Origin of the sequence: Lentisalinibacter salinarum, assembly GCF_040706555.1 — a bacterium.
Lineage (GTDB): Bacteria > Pseudomonadota > Gammaproteobacteria > Steroidobacterales > Woeseiaceae > Lentisalinibacter > Lentisalinibacter salinarum.
This window is the reverse complement of sequence record NZ_JAPDRH010000002.1, coordinates 1,547,886-1,566,221: the sequence shown is the minus strand read 5'-3', so window position 1 is coordinate 1,566,221 and position 18,336 is coordinate 1,547,886. Positions and strand designations below refer to the sequence as shown.

Genomic DNA, 18,336 nt, shown 5'->3' with positions numbered 1-18,336 from the left:
ACCCTGACGCCGATCGGGCGGACGTGATGCCGCTGATCGCGGCTGACAGCACGTTCGCGCTGAGCGCCGCGATCATGGCGGTGGTGGCGTTCGGCATGTGGGCAGAGCGCACCGCCTGGGGCCGGAACCTGGGCGGACCGCTGGTCCTGCTCGCCGCCGCCATGGCTCTGGCCAACCTCGGCGTCATCCCCCACTCCGCCCCGCTGTACGGCACCGTGGCCGGCTACCTGGTGCCGTTCGCCATCCCGCTGCTGTTGCTGCGCGCGGACTTCCGCACGATCTACGCGGAATCCGGCGCCATGCTGCTGGCCTTCGGCGTCGCCGTCGGCGCCACGCTGGCCGGCGCGTTCGTCGGCGCCGCCGTGATCGACATGGGCGAGCTCGAGCCGCGCATCGCGGGCACCGTCGCGGCTAGCTACATCGGCGGCTCGCTCAACTTCGTCGCCACCGCCGAGGCGCTCGGCATCAAGGACTCCGCCATCTACGTGGCAGGCCTGTCGGCGGATGCGGCCGGTGCCGTGTTCTTCCTGCTCGCGCTCATGCTGCTGCCGGCGCTGCGCTTCGTGCGCGCGGCCATGCCGTCGCGGCACATGGACGGGACCGCCTCCGCGCCGCCGGAGTCCGCTGCGATTGCCGCCCCCCACGACACCGGGCCGTTCGACCTCACCGGCGCCGCCACCGGACTCGCGCTCAGCCTCGCCATCTGCGCGGTCGGCGGCGGGCTCGCCAGCCTGCTCGGCATCGAATCCCTGTTCATCCTGGTGGTGACGGTGCTCGCGCTGGTCGTCGCGAACTTCGCGAAGCCGCTAGTCCGCCGGGTCAGCGCGGATTTCGAGCTCGGCACTTTGTTCATGTATGTCTTCTTCGCCTGCATCGGTGCCGGCGCCAACCTGGCCGACGTGGTCGGCGCCGCCTTCCCGATACTGCTTTTCATCCTGGTGATGGTGGCCGTGCATCTGGTCGTGCTCGTCGTGGCCGGCCGATTGCTGCGCCTCGATCTGGCAGAAGTCATGATCGCATCCAACGCCTGCATCCTGGGCCCGGCGCCGGCCGCGGCCCTGGCCGCGAGCAAGGGTTGGCAGGCCCTCGTCGCTCCCGGCATCCTCGTGGGCATGCTCGGCTACGCCGTCGGCACGTTCATCGGCGTAGGACTCGCCGCGCTGCTCGGGCTGTAGTCCGGCCCGGCGCGCGCCACCGCACTCGCGTAAGGTAAGTCGCCATGTCTCTGATCAGCAGGATCGAACTGAGAAGTCCCTACCTGATACTGGTGGGGGAGGAGAAGCAGCCCACGTTCGCCAAGACCGGCCTCGGCATAGTGCAGTGGCGGCGCGGCCGGGTCGTGGGACAGCTGCGGCTGTCGCCGGATGCCGTGGACCTCGGCGTGCCGGACATGGACGTCCATGCGGCAGCTGACGCCGGTGCCGGCAGCCTGGTGATCGGCGTGGCGCCGCCGGGCGGCGCGATACCCGATTCCTGGTGGGCCGTGATGCAGGCGGCGGCAACCGCGGGACTGGACGTCGTCAGCGGGCTGCATACGCGCCTCGCGGGGAACGAGGGCCTGGTCCTCGCCGCCGAGGCCTCCGGCGCGCGCCTGATCGACGTGCGCACGCCGCCGCCGAACCTGCCCGTGGGCAGCGGCCGCAGGCGGAGCGGCAGGCGTATCCTCACGGTCGGCACGGACTGCGCCATCGGCAAGAAGTACACCGCGCTCGCGCTGGACGAGGCGTTTCGGGCCGCCGGCCTCGAGTCGACATTCCGGGCCACGGGGCAGACCGGCATCATCATCGCCGGCGAAGGCATGCCCATCGACTGCGTCGGCGCGGACTTCATCGCGGGTGCCGCGGAGGTGCTGTCCCCCGATAACGAGCCGGATCACTGGGACGTCATCGAGGGCCAGGGCTCGCTGTTCCACCCGGCCTACTCCGGCGTGAGCCTCGGGCTGCTGCACGGGTCCCAGCCGGACGGCTTCGTGCTCTGCCACGAGGCGGGCCGGCAGACCGTCAGCGGCTGGCCCGACTTCCGCCTGCCTGAACTCGACGAGGCAATCGCCCTGCACGAGCGCCTCGCGCGCCGGACCAACCCGGCGGCACGCTGCGTCGGCATCTCCGTCAACACCTCGGGGCTGGCGCCCGGGGAGCGGGACGGCTATCTCGAGACGCTGCGCAGCCGGCACGGCGTACCCGCCGTGGACCCGCTCATCGACGGCTGCGAGTCGCTGGTCCGATTCGTACGCGAGTCTCTCGGATAGCCTCGGCCGGACGCTGCCGTCACGCGCCGGCAGTCTTTGCATCCGGACGAGGAAACGGGCGAGGATGCCGCATCATGAAGAAGATGTTTCTTACGGCATCCGCCCTGGCAGCATTCCTGCTGCTGGCTGCACCGGCTCCGGCGCAGCCTCGTTGCTACGCCGGCGACGCGGCCTCGTGCGAGCTCACCTTCTCGGGCGCCGTCGAGGACACCGGCTTCACCGGCCGCTTCGGCGAATTCTCGGTGCGCTACTGCCTGGCCGGCGACACAACGGCGGATCACGAGATCCGTGTGACGGTCAGTCTCGCGTCCGCCGACAGCGACAACCGGGACCGGGACGAGACACTGAAAGGCCCCGAGTTCTTCGCCGTCGAGCGCCACCCGACGGCGGTCTGGCAGAGCACCGGCGTGCGCCGTGAAGGCGAGGACTACGTGGCGGATGGCGAACTCTCGCTGAAAGGCATCACCGCGCCACAATCCATCCGCTACGAGCTTACGCCCGCCGGCGAAGCGATCATCGCACGGGGACGGTTCACGATGGCCGGCGGTACCCGTATCGACCGGCAGCGCTTCGACGTCGGCACCGGCGAGTTCGCGGATCCCGATTTCGTACGCAATGAGGTCGTCGTGGAGTTCGAGGTCACGCTGAGCGCGCAGCAGCAGGCGCCCGCAGGCTAGAATCCCGCCAACGCATCGTGCCAAGCGCCGAGTTTCCTGCCGATGAGCCAGTCAGCCCCCATCGTCCGAGGCGCCGCCGCCGTGGAGCGGGCGGCACAGGTACTTCGTGACGGCGGCCTCGTCGGCATGCCCACCGAGACGGTGTACGGGCTGGCGGGCGATGCGGGCAATCCCGCGGCCGTGGCCAGGATCTTCGCCGCCAAGGGCCGGCCCCGCTTCAATCCGCTCATCTCTCATGTCGCCTCCGCCGGAATCGCCGCGCGGGAAGGCGAGCTGGACGAACGCGCGCTCGCGCTGGTGGAAGCGTTCTGGCCCGGCCCGCTGACGCTGGTGGTGCCGGCGGCCGCGACCGGGCGCACCTGCGACCTCGCCCGCGCCGGTCTCGGCACCATCGCCCTGCGGGTGCCGGCCCATCCGGCGGCGCAGGCACTGCTCGAAGCCTTCGGCGGACCGGTTTCGGCACCGTCGGCGAACCCGTCCGGCAGGCTGAGTCCCACCCGGCCGGAAGACGTCGCCCGGGAACTCGGCGACGGAGTGACGCTGGTGCTGGACGGTGGACCCTGCAGCGCCGGTATCGAGTCCGCCATCGTCTCGCTGCTGCCGGGCGAGCCGCCGCGGCTGCTGCGTCCGGGCGCCATCGAGCGGGAGCGCATCGAGGCGGTCGCGGGGCCCCTGGCGGGAGCCGCCGGGGAGGCGGTCACCGCGCCCGGCCAGCTGGCCTCTCACTACGCGCCGAGAGCCTCCATCCGGCTGGAAGCGGCCGAGGCGCGGGCGGGCGAAGTGCTGCTGGGTTTCGGGCCGGCAACCCCGCCGGACACCCTCAATCTATCGCCGGCGGGAGATCCCGTGGAGGCGGCGGCCAACCTCTATCGCATGCTGCGGGAACTCGACGCCGGGGGCGCGGACACCATAGCGGTAATGCCGATACCCGCCGAAGGTCTCGGCGAGGCCATCAACGACCGGCTGAGGAGGGCGGCGGCGCCACGGGGCTGAGCATGGTGCTCACCAGGCGTAGGCCACCGGCGCCTCGCCGCCCGGCCCGGGGAAGATCTCGTCCAGCCTGTCCAGCGTCTCCTGGTCCAGCTCGATGGAAGCCGCGCGCACGGCGCTCTCCAGCTGCTCCATGGTCCTCGGCCCGATGATGGGTGCGGTCACCACCGGGTTGTGCAGCAGCCACGCAATCGCCACCTCGCCGGGCGGATGGCCGATGTCGCGGCAGAGTCCCTCGTATTGTTCCAGCTGGCCGCGCTTCTTCTCGATGTACTTCGCGAAGTCCTCGTCGGTGCGCCGGCCGGCATCGTGCTTCTCCAGCGCGCCGCCGAGCAGCCCGCCGCCGAGGGGGCTCCACGGTATCAGCCCGAGCCCGTAGTGGCGGCAGGCGGGTATCACCTCGAGCTCCACCATGCGGTTATCCAGATGATAGGTACTCTGCTCGCTCACCAGGCCCATGAAGCCGCGCCGCGAGGCCTCCTGGCAGGCGGTGGCGATGTCCCAGCCGGCGAAGTTGCTGGAGCCGACATAGACCACCTTGCCCTGCCCCACCAGCGCGTCGAAGCTCTGCCAGATCTCGTCCCAGGGGCAGGCGCGGTCGATGTGGTGCATCTGATAGAGATCGATGTGCTCCGTCTGCAGGCGCCGCAGGCTGCCCTCGCAGTGCTTGCGTATCTTGTAGGCGCTGAGGCTGGAGCCGTCGCTGTTCACCTCCGGCAGGTTGGCCTTGCGGTCCACCGGGTTGTAGACCTTGGTGGCCAGGACGATCGCATCCCGACGCCCGCCGCCCTGGGCGAGCCAGCGGCCGATGATCTCCTCGGTGTGGCCGTTCTCCACCGCCCAGCCGTAGACGTCCGCCGTATCGAAGAAGTTGATGCCGAGCTCGAGCGCCCGGTCCATGATGCGGAAGCTGTCCTTCTCCGAGGTGTGCCAGCCGAAATTCATCGTGCCCAGACAGAGATTACTGACCAGGACGCCGTGTTTTCCGAGTCGTCTGTGTGTGATCGACATGAGCAGACCTTCTGTTGCGGAAGCGATTGCAGGATGTAGCGGTTATGATCCCGCTACAGGATGGTACGCCATCGATGAGCCGGGCGTGCCCGGCCCCGGGGCACCGGCCAGCAATGATAACAACCGAACTGAATCTCCTGGATGCCGCGTTCCTCAACATCGAGCGCCCGCAGGACCCCTGGAGCATCCACCTCGAGCTGCAGCTGGAGAAGCGTATCGACGAGGAGCGCCTGCTGGCGGCGATCGGGCATGCACAGCGGCTCCATCCGCTCGCTCGCGCCCGGCTGCGGCCCTATCACGGCGGTTCGCTGAGCTACAGCTGGGAGATCCGCGAGCAAACGGACGTCGAGCCGCTGCGCGCTGTGGAGGCAGAAACCGAGCAGGAACTCGCCGTCCTGCGGGCCGGGTTGCTGAGCACCAGCGTGCCGCTCGATGTCTCGCCCGGTTTCCGCCTGCTGCTGGTCCGCGCGTCTGGCAGCGACCGCCTGATGATCAACCTGAATCACGCCGTGGCGGACGGCCTCTCCGCGTTCCGGATCATGGCGTCCATCGTGCGCCATTACGCCGGGGAGGAAGATCCGGTGCCCGACGTGGACCCGTTCGCCGTTCGCGACCTGAGATCGCTGGCCGCGACGCAGAGCCTGCGTGAGCGCCTGGAACGGCTCGGGCTGTTCGCCGAATACCTGATGCGCTCGACGACGGCGCCCGTACGCGTCAACGGCCGCGGCGCGCCGCCGGGCGATCCGGACGATGCGCCGGGCTACGGCGTACACCTGCTGCCGTTCAACGCGGAAGAGACGGCACGATTCCTGGCGGCCCGCCGGAAGCCGGCGACGGTCAACGACATGCTGCTGGCGGGGCTCGCCCTTACGATACGGGCATGGAACCGGGAGACCGGCGGCAGGGCAGGCAAGATCTCGATAATGATGCCGGTAAACCTGCGGCCGCGGAAATGGTGGTTCGAGGTGGTCTCGAACTTCTCCTCATACGTGAACGTCATACTCGACGAAGCCGGCCAGAGGGATTTCGATTCCGCCGTGAGCACCGTCTGCCGGCAGACGACGAGGCTCAAGGAAGCGGGAGCGGCAGGCACCCTGATCGACCTGCTCTCCATCCCGCGATTCCTGCCCGCCGTCCTGAAGGCCCGCCTGCGGGAGGTCGCGCCGACCCTCGGCCGGGGACACGTGCAGACGAGCTGGCTGTCGAATCTGGGTCGCCTGGCGGCGGCGCCCGTCATGGGCGATGCGGGCCCGGTGAGCGCCATCTATTTCTCACCGCCGGCGCACATGCCGATGGGTGTGTCGGTGGGCGCCGTTTCTCTGGAGGACCGCATGACTCTGACGCTGCGTTACCGCCGGGCGGTGTTCGACGCTGCGGCAGCTGGGGAATTCGCCGATCGGTATCGCGCGATCCTGCTCGACGAGCGGCGGTAGCAAGGCTGGCCGAACAGGAGCCGGCCGGCGGGAGAATAACGAATACGTTTGCGATCCATGCGATGCTCAGGACGGACGCCGACGGCCACTTCCCCGTGGTAGTGGCACGGGTCGGCTGACCCAGCGCCGAGCGCCTCGGCCAGCACAGGAGTGATTCGGATGAACTCTCGCGCGACGCCTGCGGATCCGCCGCCGCTGCGCTGGGGTTTCGTCGGCACCGGCAATATCGCCGGCTGGATGGCCGACGTGGTCGGAAGATCGCCGTGGGCAGAGCTGGCCGCGGTTGCCAGCCGCCGCATGGAAACCGCCGCGGCGTTCGCCACGGCTCACGGCGCCGGCGAGGCCTTCGATTCCTGGGAACGGATGCTCGCGCGGGACGGCATCGACGCCGTCTACGTCGCGACGCCCACGGCCCTGCGCGAAGAGATCTGCGTGGCGGCCGCCGCGGCAGGCAAGCACGTGCTCGGCGAGAAGCCATTCGCGAGCCTGCGCTCGCTGCAACGGATCACGGCCGCATGCCGCGAGAACGGCGTGGCATTCATGGACGCGACTCACTTCGTCCATCATCCGCGTACGGCGCGGGTACTGGCACGCGCGGAGGAGCTGACGGGCCGGCCGCGATCGCTGGACTCGTCTTTCCTGATCAGCCTCACCGACCGCGGCGACATCCGCTACGACCCGGCCCTGGAGCCCCTGGGGGCGCTCGGCGACCTCGGCTGGTACAACATGCGCGCCGCGCTGGAATACCTGGCCCCGGACAGCGCCGTGCGTTCGGTCAGCGCCCGGCTCCGGCACGACGAGCCAACCGGGGTCATCATCGCCGGCGAGGGCTCGATCGATTTTGCCAACGATACGGTCTCGACGTGGCGCTGCGGCTTCGATGCCGATAGGGTCTCCATCGGCCTGACGCTGTCCGGCAGCCGCGGACGTATCCACATGGAGAACTTCGTCGGCGAGGAGGAAGGCGGCACGGCGAGCTATCGCTATTGGACCGATGGCTATTGGACCGATGGCGCCTGCGAGAACGCGGGGACCACGGTCCGTGTGGACTCGTCGCAATCCGGCCCTGGACTCATGTTCCGGAACTTCGCCGCCGACGCTCGCGACCCGACGCTGCGGGAGCCGCGCATGCACGCCGCGGAACGAACGCAGGCACTGCTCGACGCGGTTCGTGTAGGCTTCGACCCTGTCAAAGGCTCACAACAGGAACCCCGGGATGAGCAACAGAGAGGCTGACTGGCGGGATGCGCTCCCCGACGCGTTCAAGGCCTACCGCAGCGGCCGCGACATCGACGAGGTGGAGTGCATCGTGCCGGACCTCGCCGGCATGTCGCGCGGCAAGGCCATGCCCGCCAAGAAGTTCAGCCCCGACTACGTCACCTACCTGCCGGTATCCATCTTCTACCAGACCATCTCGGGCCTGGACGTGCAGATGGACATCGCCAACCAGTGGGCCGAAGGCGACCTGATGCTGCGGCCGGACATGGCGACGGCACGGGCCGTACCGTGGGCGAAGGAACCGACGCTGCAGATCATCCACGATCTGTACAGCCGCGACGGCGTGCCGGTCGCCATCGCGCCGCGGCAGGTACTGAAAAACGTGGTGCAGCGCTACGCCGACCGGAGCTGGGCGCCGGTGGTGGCGCCGGAACTCGAGTTCTACCTGATCAAGCCCAATACGGACCCGAACGAGCCCATCGAGGCGCCGCTCGGCCGCACCGGCCGCCGCCGCACCAGCCGGCAGTCCTATTCGATGTCCGCCGTGGACGACTACGGTCCGGTCATCGACACCATCTATCGCTTCGCCGAGGACGCGGGGCTCGCCATCGACACGGTGATACAGGAAGACGGCGCCGGCCAGGTGGAGATCAACCTCACCCACGGCGAGCCGCTGCTGCTCGCCGACCAGGTGTTCTACTTCAAGCGCATCATCCGCGAGGCCGCCCTCAACCACGACATGTTCGCCACGTTCATGGCCAAACCCATGCGCGACGAGCCGGGCTCCGCGATGCACGTGCACCAGAGCGTCCTGGACGCGGACGGCAACAACCTGTTCAGCCGCACCGACGGCAGCGAGAGCTCGGCGTTCCGGCACTTCATCGGCGGCAGCCAGCACTACCTGCCGCAGACCATGCCGCTGATGGCACCGTACGTGAACAGCTATCGCCGCTTCCACGACGAGGAATCCAGCGCGCCCACCAATTTCGCCTGGGGCTACGACAACCGGGCCACCGGCCTGCGCGTGCCGAACTCGAGCCCCGACAATCGCCGAATGGAGAATCGAGTGGTTGGCGTCGACGCCAACCCGTACCTCGCCATTGCGGTCGGCCTTGCCTGCGGCTATCTGGGAATGCTGCACTCGACGGAGCCCGGCGAGCCCGAGCCGGGCGAGCCGGACGAAGACGCCTGGCCGATCCCCACCACCCTCGACGAGGCGCTGACCCGGTTCGAGGCGGCCACCGAGATCCACGAGGTGCTGGGCGAGCAGTTCTGCATGGTCTTCGATGCGGTCAAACGCGCCGAGATGCGGCAGTTCCACCGCGAGATCAGCCCGTGGGAGCGCGAGCACCTGCTGCTCAACGTCTGAGCGTCGCGACGAACTCGACGAATCGCGGATCGATCCGGATCGGGTCGTAGCAGGGCAGGCAGGGCTCGATGAACGGGGCGGCCTGGCCGGGCCGCAGGGTCCCTGCGCCGCCCGGAACCCTTCCGTGATCAGCCGGGCCGCGTTGTGATGCAACTCACGGAATCCGTGCGGCCGGCCGCGGTCTAATATCAGCGGAAGCCGGCCTGCCCCATTCCCCCGGGAAGACGGCGCCGGCTCCGCTGGCACCACGATGGTGCAGGAGGCATGGCATGGACTACACAGACGTCTATTTCACCTTCAACGCGGTTTCTCTGGCGGTACTCTGCGCGGCGATTGCCGTGACCTGTTATCTCACCCACCGCCATCATCACCACTGAGGTAGCGGACGCGGCACACGCCGCCGCTCGTCACGGCCTCAGTTGGCCGCCGCGTAGCCCGGCCCCTTGACGAAGCGGCCGGGAGTCGCGCCCGTATGCTCGCCGTCCAGCAGCACCGGCACACCGTTCACGATGACGTGCGAGACCCCGGTGGAGTACTGGTGCGGCTCCTCGAAGGTCGCATGGTCCTGGATGGTTTCGGGATCGAAGACCACCACGTCGGCGAAGTATCCCACTTGCAGAACGCCGCGATCCTCGATCTTCAGGTTCTCCGCCGGCAGGCTGGTCAGCCGCCGGATGGCCTCACGCAGCGGAATCACCTGCTCCTCGCGCACGTATTTGCCCAGCAGGCGTGCGAAGGTTCCGTACGCTCGCGGGTGCGTGCTGGATAGCAGGAACGCACCTTCCGGCGCGAGCGACTCGGCATCCGAACCGAAGCTCATCCAGGGCTTCGCGATCTTCTTCTTCACGTTCTCCTCGGACATGATGAAGTAGATGGTGCCGACCCGGCTGCCGTCCTCGACCACCAGGTCCATCATCGTCTCGATCGGCGGCGTGCCACGCATCTCCGCCACCTCCGCCAGCGTCTTGCCGGTCAGCGGCTTCAGCTCCGGGTTCTTGAAGCCGGCGAGCACCATGTTCCCGGGCCCGCCCGCCATGAGATAGAGATTCTCCCAGTCGTCCGACGGTGTGGAGATCTCCTCCACGAGCCTGGCCCGTATCTCCGGGTCCTGCAGCCGTTCGGCCCAGGCCTCGTAGCCGCCCTCCTGCACCCAGGGCGGCATCGACGCGCCCAGGCCGGTGGCGCCGGCGGTGTACGTGTACATGTCGGCGGTGATGTCGAGGCCATCGGCGCGCGCCTTCTCGATGCGCTCGAACACGGTCTCCAGCTTGTCGAAATTGGCCGCACCCGCCGCCTTCAGGTGGTAGATCTCCGCGCCGATTCCGGCCTCCCGCGCGATGGTGATCAGCTCGTCGACGGCCTCCACCAGTTGCGCGCCCTCGCTGCGCATGTGGGAGATGTAGCGGCCACCATAGTCCGCCGCCACTTCGGCCAGGGCGATCAGTTCGTCCGTATCCGCGTAGAAGGCGGGCGGATAGATCAGGGAGGAGCCGACACCGAGCGCTCCCTCCTCCATGGCCGTGCGGACCAGTCCGCGCATACGCTCCAGCTCCGCCTCGGTGGGTGCCCGGTCCTCGTAGCCCAGCTCGTGGATGCGTACCGTCGTGGCGCCGATGAACGACGCCACGTTCGTCGATATGCCCTTGTCCTCCAGGTACTGCAGGTACTCGCCGAGCGTGGTCCAGGGGATCTCGAATTTGATGTCGCCCTGGCGTTCCAGCGCCTCGGCCCGCATGGCCTCGTTGATCGGGCCCATGGTCCAGCCCTCGCCCATCACCTCCAGCGTCACGCCCTGGCGGATGTCGCTCTGGGAGCGCCCGTCCTCGATCAGCGACTCGGTCGCCCAGCTGAGCATGTTGATGAAGCCCGGCGCCACGGCGAGTCCGCCGGCGTCGATGACCCGTTCAGCCGTGCCGAGATCGCTGCCGATCGCCACGATGCGGTCGTCCGCAATCGCGACGTCGGCCACGTAGGGCTCGCCGCCCAGCCCGTCATAGACCGTACCGTCGGTTATCAGGAGATCGTAGCGGGTCGCATCCGGCGCAGCGGGAGGCTGAGTGTCCCCGCAGGCGACAGCCAGAAACGCGGCGGACAGGAGCAGGAGGTGTCTTTGCAGCATCGGGTCTTCCTTCTGTTCAGGGCGAGGGGCGGCTGTGCGCGAGACGCCAGATTCCGATGGTCAGCACCGGCAGCACGTACACGAACAGGAACCCCCAGGACATGGTGCCATATCCCTGCGCGATCAGGCTCGTGATGCCGATCAGCGAGAGCGCGGCACTCAAGAGTATGGCCGCGACGGCGATCGCAGCGTGTGCCGGCGGGCTCAGTCCCTCGCCGCGCTTCTCGGCGAGGTATGCGTCTATACGGTCGTTTATGCCCTGCAGGAGCCCGGCCCCGGTTTCGATGAAGGTGCCGAACAGGACGAAGCTGAACACGACGGTCATCGCCGGCAGGCCGAGCCGCGCCAGCATCCAGTAGGTCGGTATCGCTTCGTCCAGGACTCCGGGCCGGGCGGTCAGGAATGCGAGGTGGGCCAGCACCGCGGGAGCCAGCGCGATGAGCCCCGCGACGGCGCCGGAGCGCAGCGCCTGGCCGCGGGTCTCTATCCCGCGCACGACGTAGAGCAGCAGCGGGGCGATGGCGAGGTTGTAGAGAGCGTACTTCAGTCCGCTCGTCAGCCATCCGCTCTGGATGTCGCCCACGACGAGCTCCCCGGCGAGCGACACGTCCTCGCCGCCGAACACCTGGAAGAAGAAGGCGATGAAGGCAGCGTACAGAACCGCGGACCAGAACGTCAGTACTTTCTCGATCAGCTCGCGGCCGAAAAAGGTGAGCAGCCCGACCGCCGCCAGCATGACTGCGAGGCCGGCGCCGTACGGGATGCCGAGGTTATCGCGGAGGATATTGCCCGCTGCGGAGGCGAGCACGGCGAGCACCAGCAGGAACAGCAGGACCATGAGCACTTCGAAGGCGATCCAGCCGGGTCCGAGGAGACGCCTGAAGAAGCTGCGATAGTCGTAGTCCGCATGCTGTCGCGCCAGCTCGAAGGTGACCGCCAGCACCGCGCCGAGCAGCAGCCAGGCGGCGCCGAGACCGAGCAGTCCGCCGATGGCGCCGTAGGCCGTGAAGAACTCCACAATCTCGCGGCCGGTGCCATAGCCCCCGCCGACCATCACGGACTGGAACACCGCGCCGGGCACGATGTAGACGCGCAGGAACCGCTGGTAAATCTCGCTCACCTCGGATAGCCGTGGCCAGGCGCCAAACTAAACGAGGGAGGCGTCGTGTCAAGCGCTAGCGCACCTCGTCCCCGTGCTGCCTCGCAGCGCGGCGGCGCGCGGGGCCCGGTTGCCCGGGAACAGGGGCACGCTCCATCCCCGAAAGCGGTATGCTCGGCGACTGGCAGAGCGTAGACCGGACCAGTGACCGATGAAAGATGATCACGACCCGATGCTGCCGACGGACGGCAGCCAGTGGCGGCGGCTGGAAGACGAGCGCTCCGCGCTGCGCGCCCGTATCGACACGCTCAGGGCGGCGCTGTCCGACAGGGGGGCGATGCGGGAGTCGAGCGGGACATCGCCGAACTGGAGGATCGGCTCGAAGCGACGGAGCAGAAACTCGAGCGCATCGGCCTGGCGGCCGAGATGGAACGGCAGCAGGATGCCTGAGACCTGCAACCAAGAGGCAACCCCCGGGAGAGGAAGATGACCGCGCTTGTTACGGCCACCGAGAACGACAGCCACTTCCTGCTGACCATGGACGACGGCAAGGCCAACGCCCTGTCCTTCGACATGCTCGACAGCCTGAACGCCGGCCTCGACCGGGCGGCGGCCACCGGCAAGGTGGTGATCATCACCGGCCGGCCGGGCAAGTTCTGTGCGGGCTTCGATCTCTCCGTCATGGGTCAGGGCGGCGAGGAGGCCGCGAGACTCCTGCACCAGGGCGCCGAGGTCGCCGGCCGCCTGCTGACCTTCGAGACTCCGGTGGTTCTGGCGGTCAGCGGTCATGCGCTCGCCATGGGTGCGCTGCTCTGCCTGTCGGTCGACTACCGCATCGGCGCCGAAGGCGATTACAAACTCGGTCTGAACGAGGTTGCCATCGGCATGACGCTGCCCTGGTTCGGCGTGGAACTCGCCCGCGCGAGACTGGCGCAGGTACACCTCGACCAGGCCGTGGACCTGGCGAGGATCTACGACCCCGCAGGGGCCGTCGAGGCCGGTTTCCTGGACGAGGCGGTCCCGGCCGGCGAGCTCGCGACCCGGGCCGCCGACATGGCCGCAGCCCTCGCCACGCTCAACATGGAAGCGCATCGCAACACCAAGAAGCGGGTACGGGAACCGCTCGCGGAGCGTCTGAAACTGGCATTGCAGCGGGATTTCGAGGCGGGCGGCGTGCAGACCGCCTCGTCCTGAATCCGCCGGCAACCCCTTTCCCGGCCTCTTAGTGCCCGAGACCGCGGCCGGACGGACGGGTTAGGATGTCCGGACAATCCGTGCGGGGGATTCCCATGAGCGAACTCGTCTTCTACACGAACCCACAGTCACGCGGCCGCATGGTCCGCTGGATGCTCGAGGAGGTCGGTGTCGACTACGCGACCGAGATCCTCGAATACGGCACCACGATGAAGTCGGCGGAATATCTGGCGATCAACCCGATGGGCAAGGTACCTGCGATCCGACATGGTGACACTATCGTCACCGAATGCGCAGCCATCTGCGCCTATCTTGCAGATACCTTTCCGGACGCGGGACTGGCCCCGCCTGTTTCCAAGCGCGGCCCCTATTATCGCTGGCTGTTCTTCGCCGCAGGACCGCTGGAAGCCGCGATCGTGAACGCCTCGCTCGGCTTCGAGGTACCGGCGGAGAAACAGATGATGGCCGGCTACGGGAATCTCCAGAACACGCTGGAAACGCTGGAGACGGCGGTGAGCGGCACCACCTACATTGCCGGTGAGGCTTTCACCGCGGCGGACGTCTACGTCGGCGCCCATATTGCGTGGGGAATGCAATTCGGGACCATTCCGAAGCGAGAGAGCTTCGAGCGCTATGCCGCCCGGATCACCGATCGTCATGCCTATCGCCGCGCAGCCGAACTGGACGATGCCGCCGGATCGTCCAGCGACTGACAAAGGCCGCTGCCGGCAATCTGTTGCATGATCGCTCAATGAGGGACCGGGCTCGATGAAAGACGACGACTATCCGCAACCGGGAGGAAGCACCCGGCTGCGCCAACTGGAACAGAAGCGGACCGCACTGCGCAACGAGGCGGCTGCCCTCCGGTCGTCGTTGTCGGATGACGGGCCGGACGCGGCGGCCGCGGAAAATCTGGCGGCGCTGGAGCGGCGGATCGAGTCGATAGAGAGCGAACTCGACCGCATCATGCTCGCAGTGGAAATCGAACGCCAGAAGGATGCCTGACGGGGGGCGTGCCTATGAAATCGGGTCTTTCGTTTTGTTTGTCCGTCGGGCTGCTGTCGAGCCTGGCAGCAGTTACGAACGTCGCCGCCGAGATCGACGTAGGCGATCGCAGCGTGGGCTGCGCCGAGGATCCGGCGTGTATGAACCGCCTGCATCCGGATATCCCGATGGTTGCCAGCGCGGAGCCCGGTGAACGTATCGTATTCAACAGCCGCGACGCCTTCGATCTCACGCTGGATCCGGACGAGTTTTCCAGCGCCGGTGGCACTCCCCGGGAGGGAGTCGGCATCGTCCACGCGCTGACCGGGCCGGTTTCTATCAAAGGCGCCAAAGCCGGCGACGTGCTGGCGGTGACCATCGAGGCACTCGAACCCGACGACGTCGGCTGGACCACGGCCGGACCATTCGGTTTCGCAGGCGACCAGTTCGGCACGGACCCGCGTTTCATCATCTGGCGCATTAACGATGAATACGCCCTCAGCGATGCACTGCCGGGCGTGCGTATTCCGAACGCGAGTTTTCCGGGCGTCGTGACGACGCTGCCCGGCGAGGCGTTGCTCGCCGAGGCGCTGGCGCGCGAGACAAAGCTGCTCCAATCCGGCGGTGCCGTGATGAATCCGGACCCGGATGAGGCCGCGCCCGCCTCGCTGTGCGGGCCCGAGGGAACGAAGCCGTCGGAGTGCCTGCGCACCATCCCGCCTCGGGAACACGGCGGTAACATGGACATCCGCTACATCACCGTGGGCAGTACGGTTTATCTGCCGTGTCTCGTCGACGGCTGCGGCCTTGCGGTGGGCGATTTCCACTATGCCCAGGGCGATGGCGAGGTGGCGGGCACGGCCATCGAGATGGGCGGCAGGATGACGGTCACGACCCGTATCGTCGATGACCCGCCGGACCTGTCCCGCGGCCCGCATTACGAGGGGCCGTCGGCGGTACTCGGGATACCCTCGGAGCGCTTCTACGCGGTCACCGGCTTCCCCCTCAAGGAGCCGGACAGCGTGCCTGCGGACCTCGTTTATCTGCAGTCGCCGAAGATCGCGGATCTGAGCAATCTGTCGGCCGATCTCAATCTGGCGGCGCGAAACGCACTTGCCGCCATGATCGACTACATCGTCGCGGAGTACGGTTATGACCGGACACAGGCCTACATGATCGCCAGCGTCGCGGTTGACATGCGTATCGGCCAGCTCGTCGACGTGCCGAACGTCGGCGTGACCGCAATACTGCCCCTGGACATATTCGTGGGACGAGACTGACGCGTCCTCCCGGTCTCAGTCTGCGGCGGTCGTTGCGGGCTTCTCCAGCCTGAACGTACCGTACGGCGCTCACGCCGCGGCCGGTTTCATCGTCGTTACGGCGGGAGACCCGGCATCGCAGACGCGTCGGCGGTGCCAGCCGCCGCGGGGACGGCCATGTCGCTGTCGCAAGCGGCTGCCTCACCCAACGCCGGCGGCGGTAATGGCGGCCGCAGCGGCAGCAATCCGTGGACGGCACGCGCCCGGTCGCAGCGCTCGTTGTGCCGCCCGTCGGCCCACGATGCCTGGAACCCCCTGCATGGCGAGGCGCGCTGCTCGTAGATGGCGCACAGGACCGCCTCGCCGATGCGCCCTTCCAGGGCGATGCAGCGCGGCGGATCGCGGTCGATGCCGCGCATCGCCACCAGGTGCCTCGAGACGGGAACGGTCAGTTCGGCAGGCGTCAGGCCGCCCGCGGCCGCGTCGGTCTCCAGCCAGTGGAAGGAAGCTCGAAAGTGGGCACAGCAGGCGCCGCACGACAGACACGGATGCGACATACACGCCGAAGCGTCACCTGTCCCTAATGAAAAAGGTGGGCGATTCTGCGCCCCGAACCGGACCTTTGGCAATAGTGCCGGCAACCGGCTTGTTCCGGGTGCGCGGCCGCCGGGCGGCGAGCGCGCCACAGGCCATGTATGCTGAATAAGGGAAACAAACGACGGGAATCGCACCACGCGAGGAGGCGCGCATGACCAAACACATCTTCGTAATCGGACTCGATGACGTCAATCTGAAGGAACTGCAGACGGTGCGCGACGCAAGCGAATACGAGTTCCACGGTCTCGTCGATTACGACACCATGGTCTTGCCCGAGTCCTACCCTATGGACGAGATCATGGCCGAGGCACGCAAGACGCTGAAGGAAGCGCCCGGTGTCGACGGCATCATAGGCCACTGGGATTTCCCCACCACCTCCATGCTGCCGATACTCCGGCGCGAATACGACCTGCCGACGCCGACACTGGAGAGCGTGCTCTACTGCGAGCACAAGTACTGGAACCGGCGCGCCGGCGAAGAGGTGCTGCCGGAGTGCACGCCCGACTACCAGGGTCTGGATCCCTTCAGCGACGATCCGGTGGGCGATCTGGACATGGAATACCCGTTCTGGCTGAAGCCGAGCGTCTCGTTCTCTTCCTATCTCGGGTTTCGCATCGAGAACGAGGACCAGTATCGCGTGGCCATGCAGACCATACGGGACAACATCTCGATCTTCTCGGAGCCGTTCAACAACATCCTGCAGTACAGCAACAATCGCGGGGCCCTGCCCGATCGCGGCGACGGCTCCACCTGCATCGCCGAGGCCATCATCGGCGGCCGACTGTGCACACTGGAGGGTTACGTCTACAACGGCGAGACCCACGTCTACGCCGTCGTCGATTCGCTGAGGACCTCGAACCAGGTGAGCTTCTTCAGCTACCAGTATCCCTCGCAATTGCCGGAGGGCGTACAGTCGCGCATGAAACAGCATGCCGACACGATCCTCAGAGGCATCGAGCTCGACAACACGCCGTTCAACATGGAGTTCTTCTGGGACGAGTACGAAGACAGGATCTGGCTGCTGGAGATCAACCCCCGCATCTCGAAGTCCCATTGCCCGATATTCCGGATCGCCACCGGCGCCTCGCACCACGAGGTGGCCATCGACATCGCGCTGGGGAGGAAACCGGACTTCCCGCGCAACGAGGGCCGCTACCCGATGGCAGGCAAGTTCATGCCGCGCGTGTTCGGAGACACGGTGGTGACCCATGCGCCATCCAAAGCGCAGATCGCCGCCCTGCAACGCATCTATCCGGAGCTGCTGATCCACATCGGGGTCGACGAGGGCACGCGGCTCTCCGACCTGCGCGGCCAGGACAGCTACAGCTACGAGATCGGAGATATCTTCATCGGCGCGGAAGACCAGCAGGAGCTGCACGTGAAGTTCCGCAATATCATGGACGTGCTGGACCTGCGTTTCGAGGACGTGCTGCCGAACAGCTGGGGCAACATCCTGGTGTGAGCGCAGCGCCCGGGAACCGACCCGCAGCGCGTCGGCAGGACACCGTCGCGGCATCTCATTCGTCCGAATGCCGTGATCACGATCACGGTGGAATCAGGGCCGGGCATCACCCGCCGGGCTGCGGCGCCGGCCGAGGGTGTCGTGGTACTCATCCTCGAGTATCGAGAGCACGTGCATCGACACGTAGTCGTCGCCGCGGCGCTCGCAGTCCCTCGCGACGCCTTCCTCCACGAAGCCGTGCTTCAGGTACCAGCGGTAGGCCCGCCGATTGTCCACGGCCACATAGAGCCACAGCCGGTGAAAATGGAGCACCTCGAAACAGTAGCGCGCTACCAGCCGCAGCGCCGCGCTGCCGTGGCCGCGCCCCTTGCCCGCTATGGCGATGCGGCGCAGCAGCAGACTCCGATTGGGGTCGTCGGCATCCTCGAGCACCGCGTAGCCGATGGGGCGGCCGTCGGACTCGACGACCCAGTGCAGGCTGTCCGGGCTCGCCATGCATTCCAGGTGGCGTTGCGGCGGCCATTGTCCGACGAAGCGAGCGTTCTCCGGGTGCGACTCCACCGACACGACGAACTCGCAGTCGGCCCGCGTGCTCGGCCGCAGCGTCACCCGGCCGCGCCGCAGAACGGGCTGCGGCGGCTGAACAGTATCGTCTTCGCGCTCACTCATGTGTATG

The 18,336-nt window shown here is 67.5% G+C and carries 17 protein-coding genes and 1 pseudogene; 12 read left to right on the top strand and 6 right to left on the bottom strand.

The features are described from left to right. The first annotated feature begins 26 nt into the window (after positions 1-26). From ACJMKZ_RS10340 to ACJMKZ_RS10325, 4 genes are all read left to right on the top strand, one after another. Entirely contained in the window at positions 27-1,175 is a 1,149-nt protein-coding gene (locus tag ACJMKZ_RS10340) for a DUF819 family protein (RefSeq protein WP_405233104.1), read from the top strand. Positions 1,176-1,219: 44 nt separating this feature from the next. Continuing rightward, positions 1,220-2,248, top strand: coding sequence for a DUF1611 domain-containing protein (locus tag ACJMKZ_RS10335; RefSeq protein ID WP_405233103.1), 1,029 nt, complete (start codon positions 1,220-1,222; stop codon positions 2,246-2,248). Positions 2,249-2,322: 74 nt separating this feature from the next. Further along, positions 2,323-2,925 (top strand): YceI family protein, encoded by a 603-nt coding sequence (locus ACJMKZ_RS10330; RefSeq protein WP_405233102.1) that lies wholly within the window; start codon positions 2,323-2,325, stop codon positions 2,923-2,925. Positions 2,926-2,967: 42 nt separating this feature from the next. Continuing rightward, on the top strand, positions 2,968-3,918 hold the full coding sequence (locus tag ACJMKZ_RS10325) for an L-threonylcarbamoyladenylate synthase (RefSeq protein WP_405233101.1): 951 nt from the start codon (positions 2,968-2,970) through the stop codon (positions 3,916-3,918). Positions 3,919-3,927: 9 nt separating this feature from the next. Here the strand turns inward: ACJMKZ_RS10325 and ACJMKZ_RS10320 are convergent, their stop codons facing one another. Next, on the bottom strand, positions 3,928-4,926 hold the full coding sequence (locus ACJMKZ_RS10320) for an aldo/keto reductase (protein WP_405233100.1): 999 nt from the start codon (positions 4,924-4,926) through the stop codon (positions 3,928-3,930). 113 nt (positions 4,927-5,039) lie between these two features. Between ACJMKZ_RS10320 and ACJMKZ_RS10315 the strand changes: the two genes are divergently transcribed. From ACJMKZ_RS10315 to ACJMKZ_RS10305, 3 genes are all read left to right on the top strand, one after another. Further along, positions 5,040-6,359 (top strand): condensation domain-containing protein, encoded by a 1,320-nt coding sequence (locus ACJMKZ_RS10315; protein ID WP_405233099.1) that lies wholly within the window; start codon positions 5,040-5,042, stop codon positions 6,357-6,359. Positions 6,360-6,518: 159 nt separating this feature from the next. Then, a complete protein-coding gene (locus tag ACJMKZ_RS10310) occupies positions 6,519-7,595 on the top strand; it encodes a Gfo/Idh/MocA family protein (RefSeq protein ID WP_405233098.1) in 1,077 nt (358 codons plus the stop codon). After that, positions 7,576-8,946, top strand: coding sequence for a glutamine synthetase family protein (locus ACJMKZ_RS10305; RefSeq protein WP_405233097.1), 1,371 nt, complete (start codon positions 7,576-7,578; stop codon positions 8,944-8,946). Before ACJMKZ_RS10310 ends, ACJMKZ_RS10305 begins: the two co-directional genes overlap by 20 nt. A gap of 415 nt (positions 8,947-9,361) precedes the next feature. Here ACJMKZ_RS10305 and ACJMKZ_RS10300 read toward each other — a convergent pair whose 3' ends face one another. From ACJMKZ_RS10300 to ACJMKZ_RS10290, 3 genes are all read right to left on the bottom strand, one after another. Continuing rightward, complete coding sequence (locus ACJMKZ_RS10300; RefSeq protein ID WP_405233096.1) at positions 9,362-11,065, bottom strand: N-acyl-D-amino-acid deacylase family protein; 1,704 nt, start codon at positions 11,063-11,065, stop codon at positions 9,362-9,364. 16 nt (positions 11,066-11,081) lie between these two features. Further along, positions 11,082-12,185, bottom strand: a complete 1,104-nt coding sequence (locus tag ACJMKZ_RS10295; protein WP_405233095.1) for a hypothetical protein — start codon at positions 12,183-12,185, stop codon at positions 11,082-11,084. A gap of 201 nt (positions 12,186-12,386) precedes the next feature. Next, complete coding sequence (locus ACJMKZ_RS10290; protein WP_405233094.1) at positions 12,387-12,623, bottom strand: hypothetical protein; 237 nt, start codon at positions 12,621-12,623, stop codon at positions 12,387-12,389. Positions 12,624-12,650: 27 nt separating this feature from the next. On the opposite strand from ACJMKZ_RS10290, the gene ACJMKZ_RS10285 reads away from it, so the two are divergent. The 4 genes from ACJMKZ_RS10285 to ACJMKZ_RS10270 all read left to right on the top strand — a co-directional run bounded on the left by ACJMKZ_RS10285 (position 12,651) and on the right by ACJMKZ_RS10270 (position 15,622). Next, complete coding sequence (locus ACJMKZ_RS10285; protein WP_405233093.1) at positions 12,651-13,358, top strand: crotonase/enoyl-CoA hydratase family protein; 708 nt, start codon at positions 12,651-12,653, stop codon at positions 13,356-13,358. Between the two features lie 95 nt (positions 13,359-13,453). After that, positions 13,454-14,071 carry a glutathione S-transferase family protein gene (locus ACJMKZ_RS10280; protein WP_405233092.1) on the top strand — a complete coding sequence of 206 codons (618 nt, stop codon included), beginning with the start codon at positions 13,454-13,456 and terminating at the stop codon, positions 14,069-14,071. Between the two features lie 55 nt (positions 14,072-14,126). After that, complete coding sequence (locus ACJMKZ_RS10275; RefSeq protein WP_405233091.1) at positions 14,127-14,363, top strand: hypothetical protein; 237 nt, start codon at positions 14,127-14,129, stop codon at positions 14,361-14,363. A 14-nt stretch (positions 14,364-14,377) separates the two neighbouring features. Beyond that, positions 14,378-15,622 carry an acetamidase/formamidase family protein gene (locus ACJMKZ_RS10270; RefSeq protein WP_405233090.1) on the top strand — a complete coding sequence of 415 codons (1,245 nt, stop codon included), beginning with the start codon at positions 14,378-14,380 and terminating at the stop codon, positions 15,620-15,622. Positions 15,623-15,816: 194 nt separating this feature from the next. Here ACJMKZ_RS10270 and ACJMKZ_RS10265 read toward each other — a convergent pair. Next, positions 15,817-16,158, bottom strand: a pseudogene (locus tag ACJMKZ_RS10265) (YkgJ family cysteine cluster protein); the annotation flags it as partial. A 191-nt stretch (positions 16,159-16,349) separates the two neighbouring features. Between ACJMKZ_RS10265 and ACJMKZ_RS10260 the strand changes: the two are divergent. After that, the gene (locus tag ACJMKZ_RS10260) at positions 16,350-17,660 is read left to right on the top strand and encodes an ATP-grasp domain-containing protein (RefSeq protein ID WP_405233089.1); all 1,311 of its coding nucleotides are present in this window, start codon (positions 16,350-16,352) and stop codon (positions 17,658-17,660) included. A gap of 93 nt (positions 17,661-17,753) precedes the next feature. Here ACJMKZ_RS10260 and ACJMKZ_RS10255 read toward each other — a convergent pair whose 3' ends face one another. Then, positions 17,754-18,329 carry a GNAT family N-acetyltransferase gene (locus ACJMKZ_RS10255; protein ID WP_405233088.1) on the bottom strand — a complete coding sequence of 192 codons (576 nt, stop codon included), beginning with the start codon at positions 18,327-18,329 and terminating at the stop codon, positions 17,754-17,756. Positions 18,330-18,336: the final 7 nt, after the last annotated feature.

Bases quoted from the DNA above. Each gene is read 5' to 3' on its own strand.
- ACJMKZ_RS10340 (WP_405233104.1), top strand. From the start codon at position 27: ATGCCGCTGATCGCGGCTGACAGCACGTTCGCGCTGAGCGCCGCGATC.
- ACJMKZ_RS10335 (WP_405233103.1), top strand. From the start codon at position 1,220: ATGTCTCTGATCAGCAGGATCGAACTGAGAAGTCCCTACCTGATACTG.
- ACJMKZ_RS10330 (WP_405233102.1), top strand. From the start codon at position 2,323: ATGAAGAAGATGTTTCTTACGGCATCCGCCCTGGCAGCATTCCTGCTG.
- ACJMKZ_RS10325 (WP_405233101.1), top strand. From the start codon at position 2,968: ATGAGCCAGTCAGCCCCCATCGTCCGAGGCGCCGCCGCCGTGGAGCGG.
- ACJMKZ_RS10320 (WP_405233100.1), bottom strand. From the start codon at position 4,926: ATGTCGATCACACACAGACGACTCGGAAAACACGGCGTCCTGGTCAGT.
- ACJMKZ_RS10315 (WP_405233099.1), top strand. From the start codon at position 5,040: ATGATAACAACCGAACTGAATCTCCTGGATGCCGCGTTCCTCAACATC.
- ACJMKZ_RS10310 (WP_405233098.1), top strand. From the start codon at position 6,519: ATGAACTCTCGCGCGACGCCTGCGGATCCGCCGCCGCTGCGCTGGGGT.
- ACJMKZ_RS10305 (WP_405233097.1), top strand. From the start codon at position 7,576: ATGAGCAACAGAGAGGCTGACTGGCGGGATGCGCTCCCCGACGCGTTC.
- ACJMKZ_RS10300 (WP_405233096.1), bottom strand. From the start codon at position 11,065: ATGCTGCAAAGACACCTCCTGCTCCTGTCCGCCGCGTTTCTGGCTGTC.
- ACJMKZ_RS10285 (WP_405233093.1), top strand. From the start codon at position 12,651: ATGACCGCGCTTGTTACGGCCACCGAGAACGACAGCCACTTCCTGCTG.
- ACJMKZ_RS10280 (WP_405233092.1), top strand. From the start codon at position 13,454: ATGAGCGAACTCGTCTTCTACACGAACCCACAGTCACGCGGCCGCATG.
- ACJMKZ_RS10275 (WP_405233091.1), top strand. From the start codon at position 14,127: ATGAAAGACGACGACTATCCGCAACCGGGAGGAAGCACCCGGCTGCGC.
- ACJMKZ_RS10270 (WP_405233090.1), top strand. From the start codon at position 14,378: ATGAAATCGGGTCTTTCGTTTTGTTTGTCCGTCGGGCTGCTGTCGAGC.
- ACJMKZ_RS10260 (WP_405233089.1), top strand. From the start codon at position 16,350: ATGACCAAACACATCTTCGTAATCGGACTCGATGACGTCAATCTGAAG.
- ACJMKZ_RS10255 (WP_405233088.1), bottom strand. From the start codon at position 18,329: ATGAGTGAGCGCGAAGACGATACTGTTCAGCCGCCGCAGCCCGTTCTG.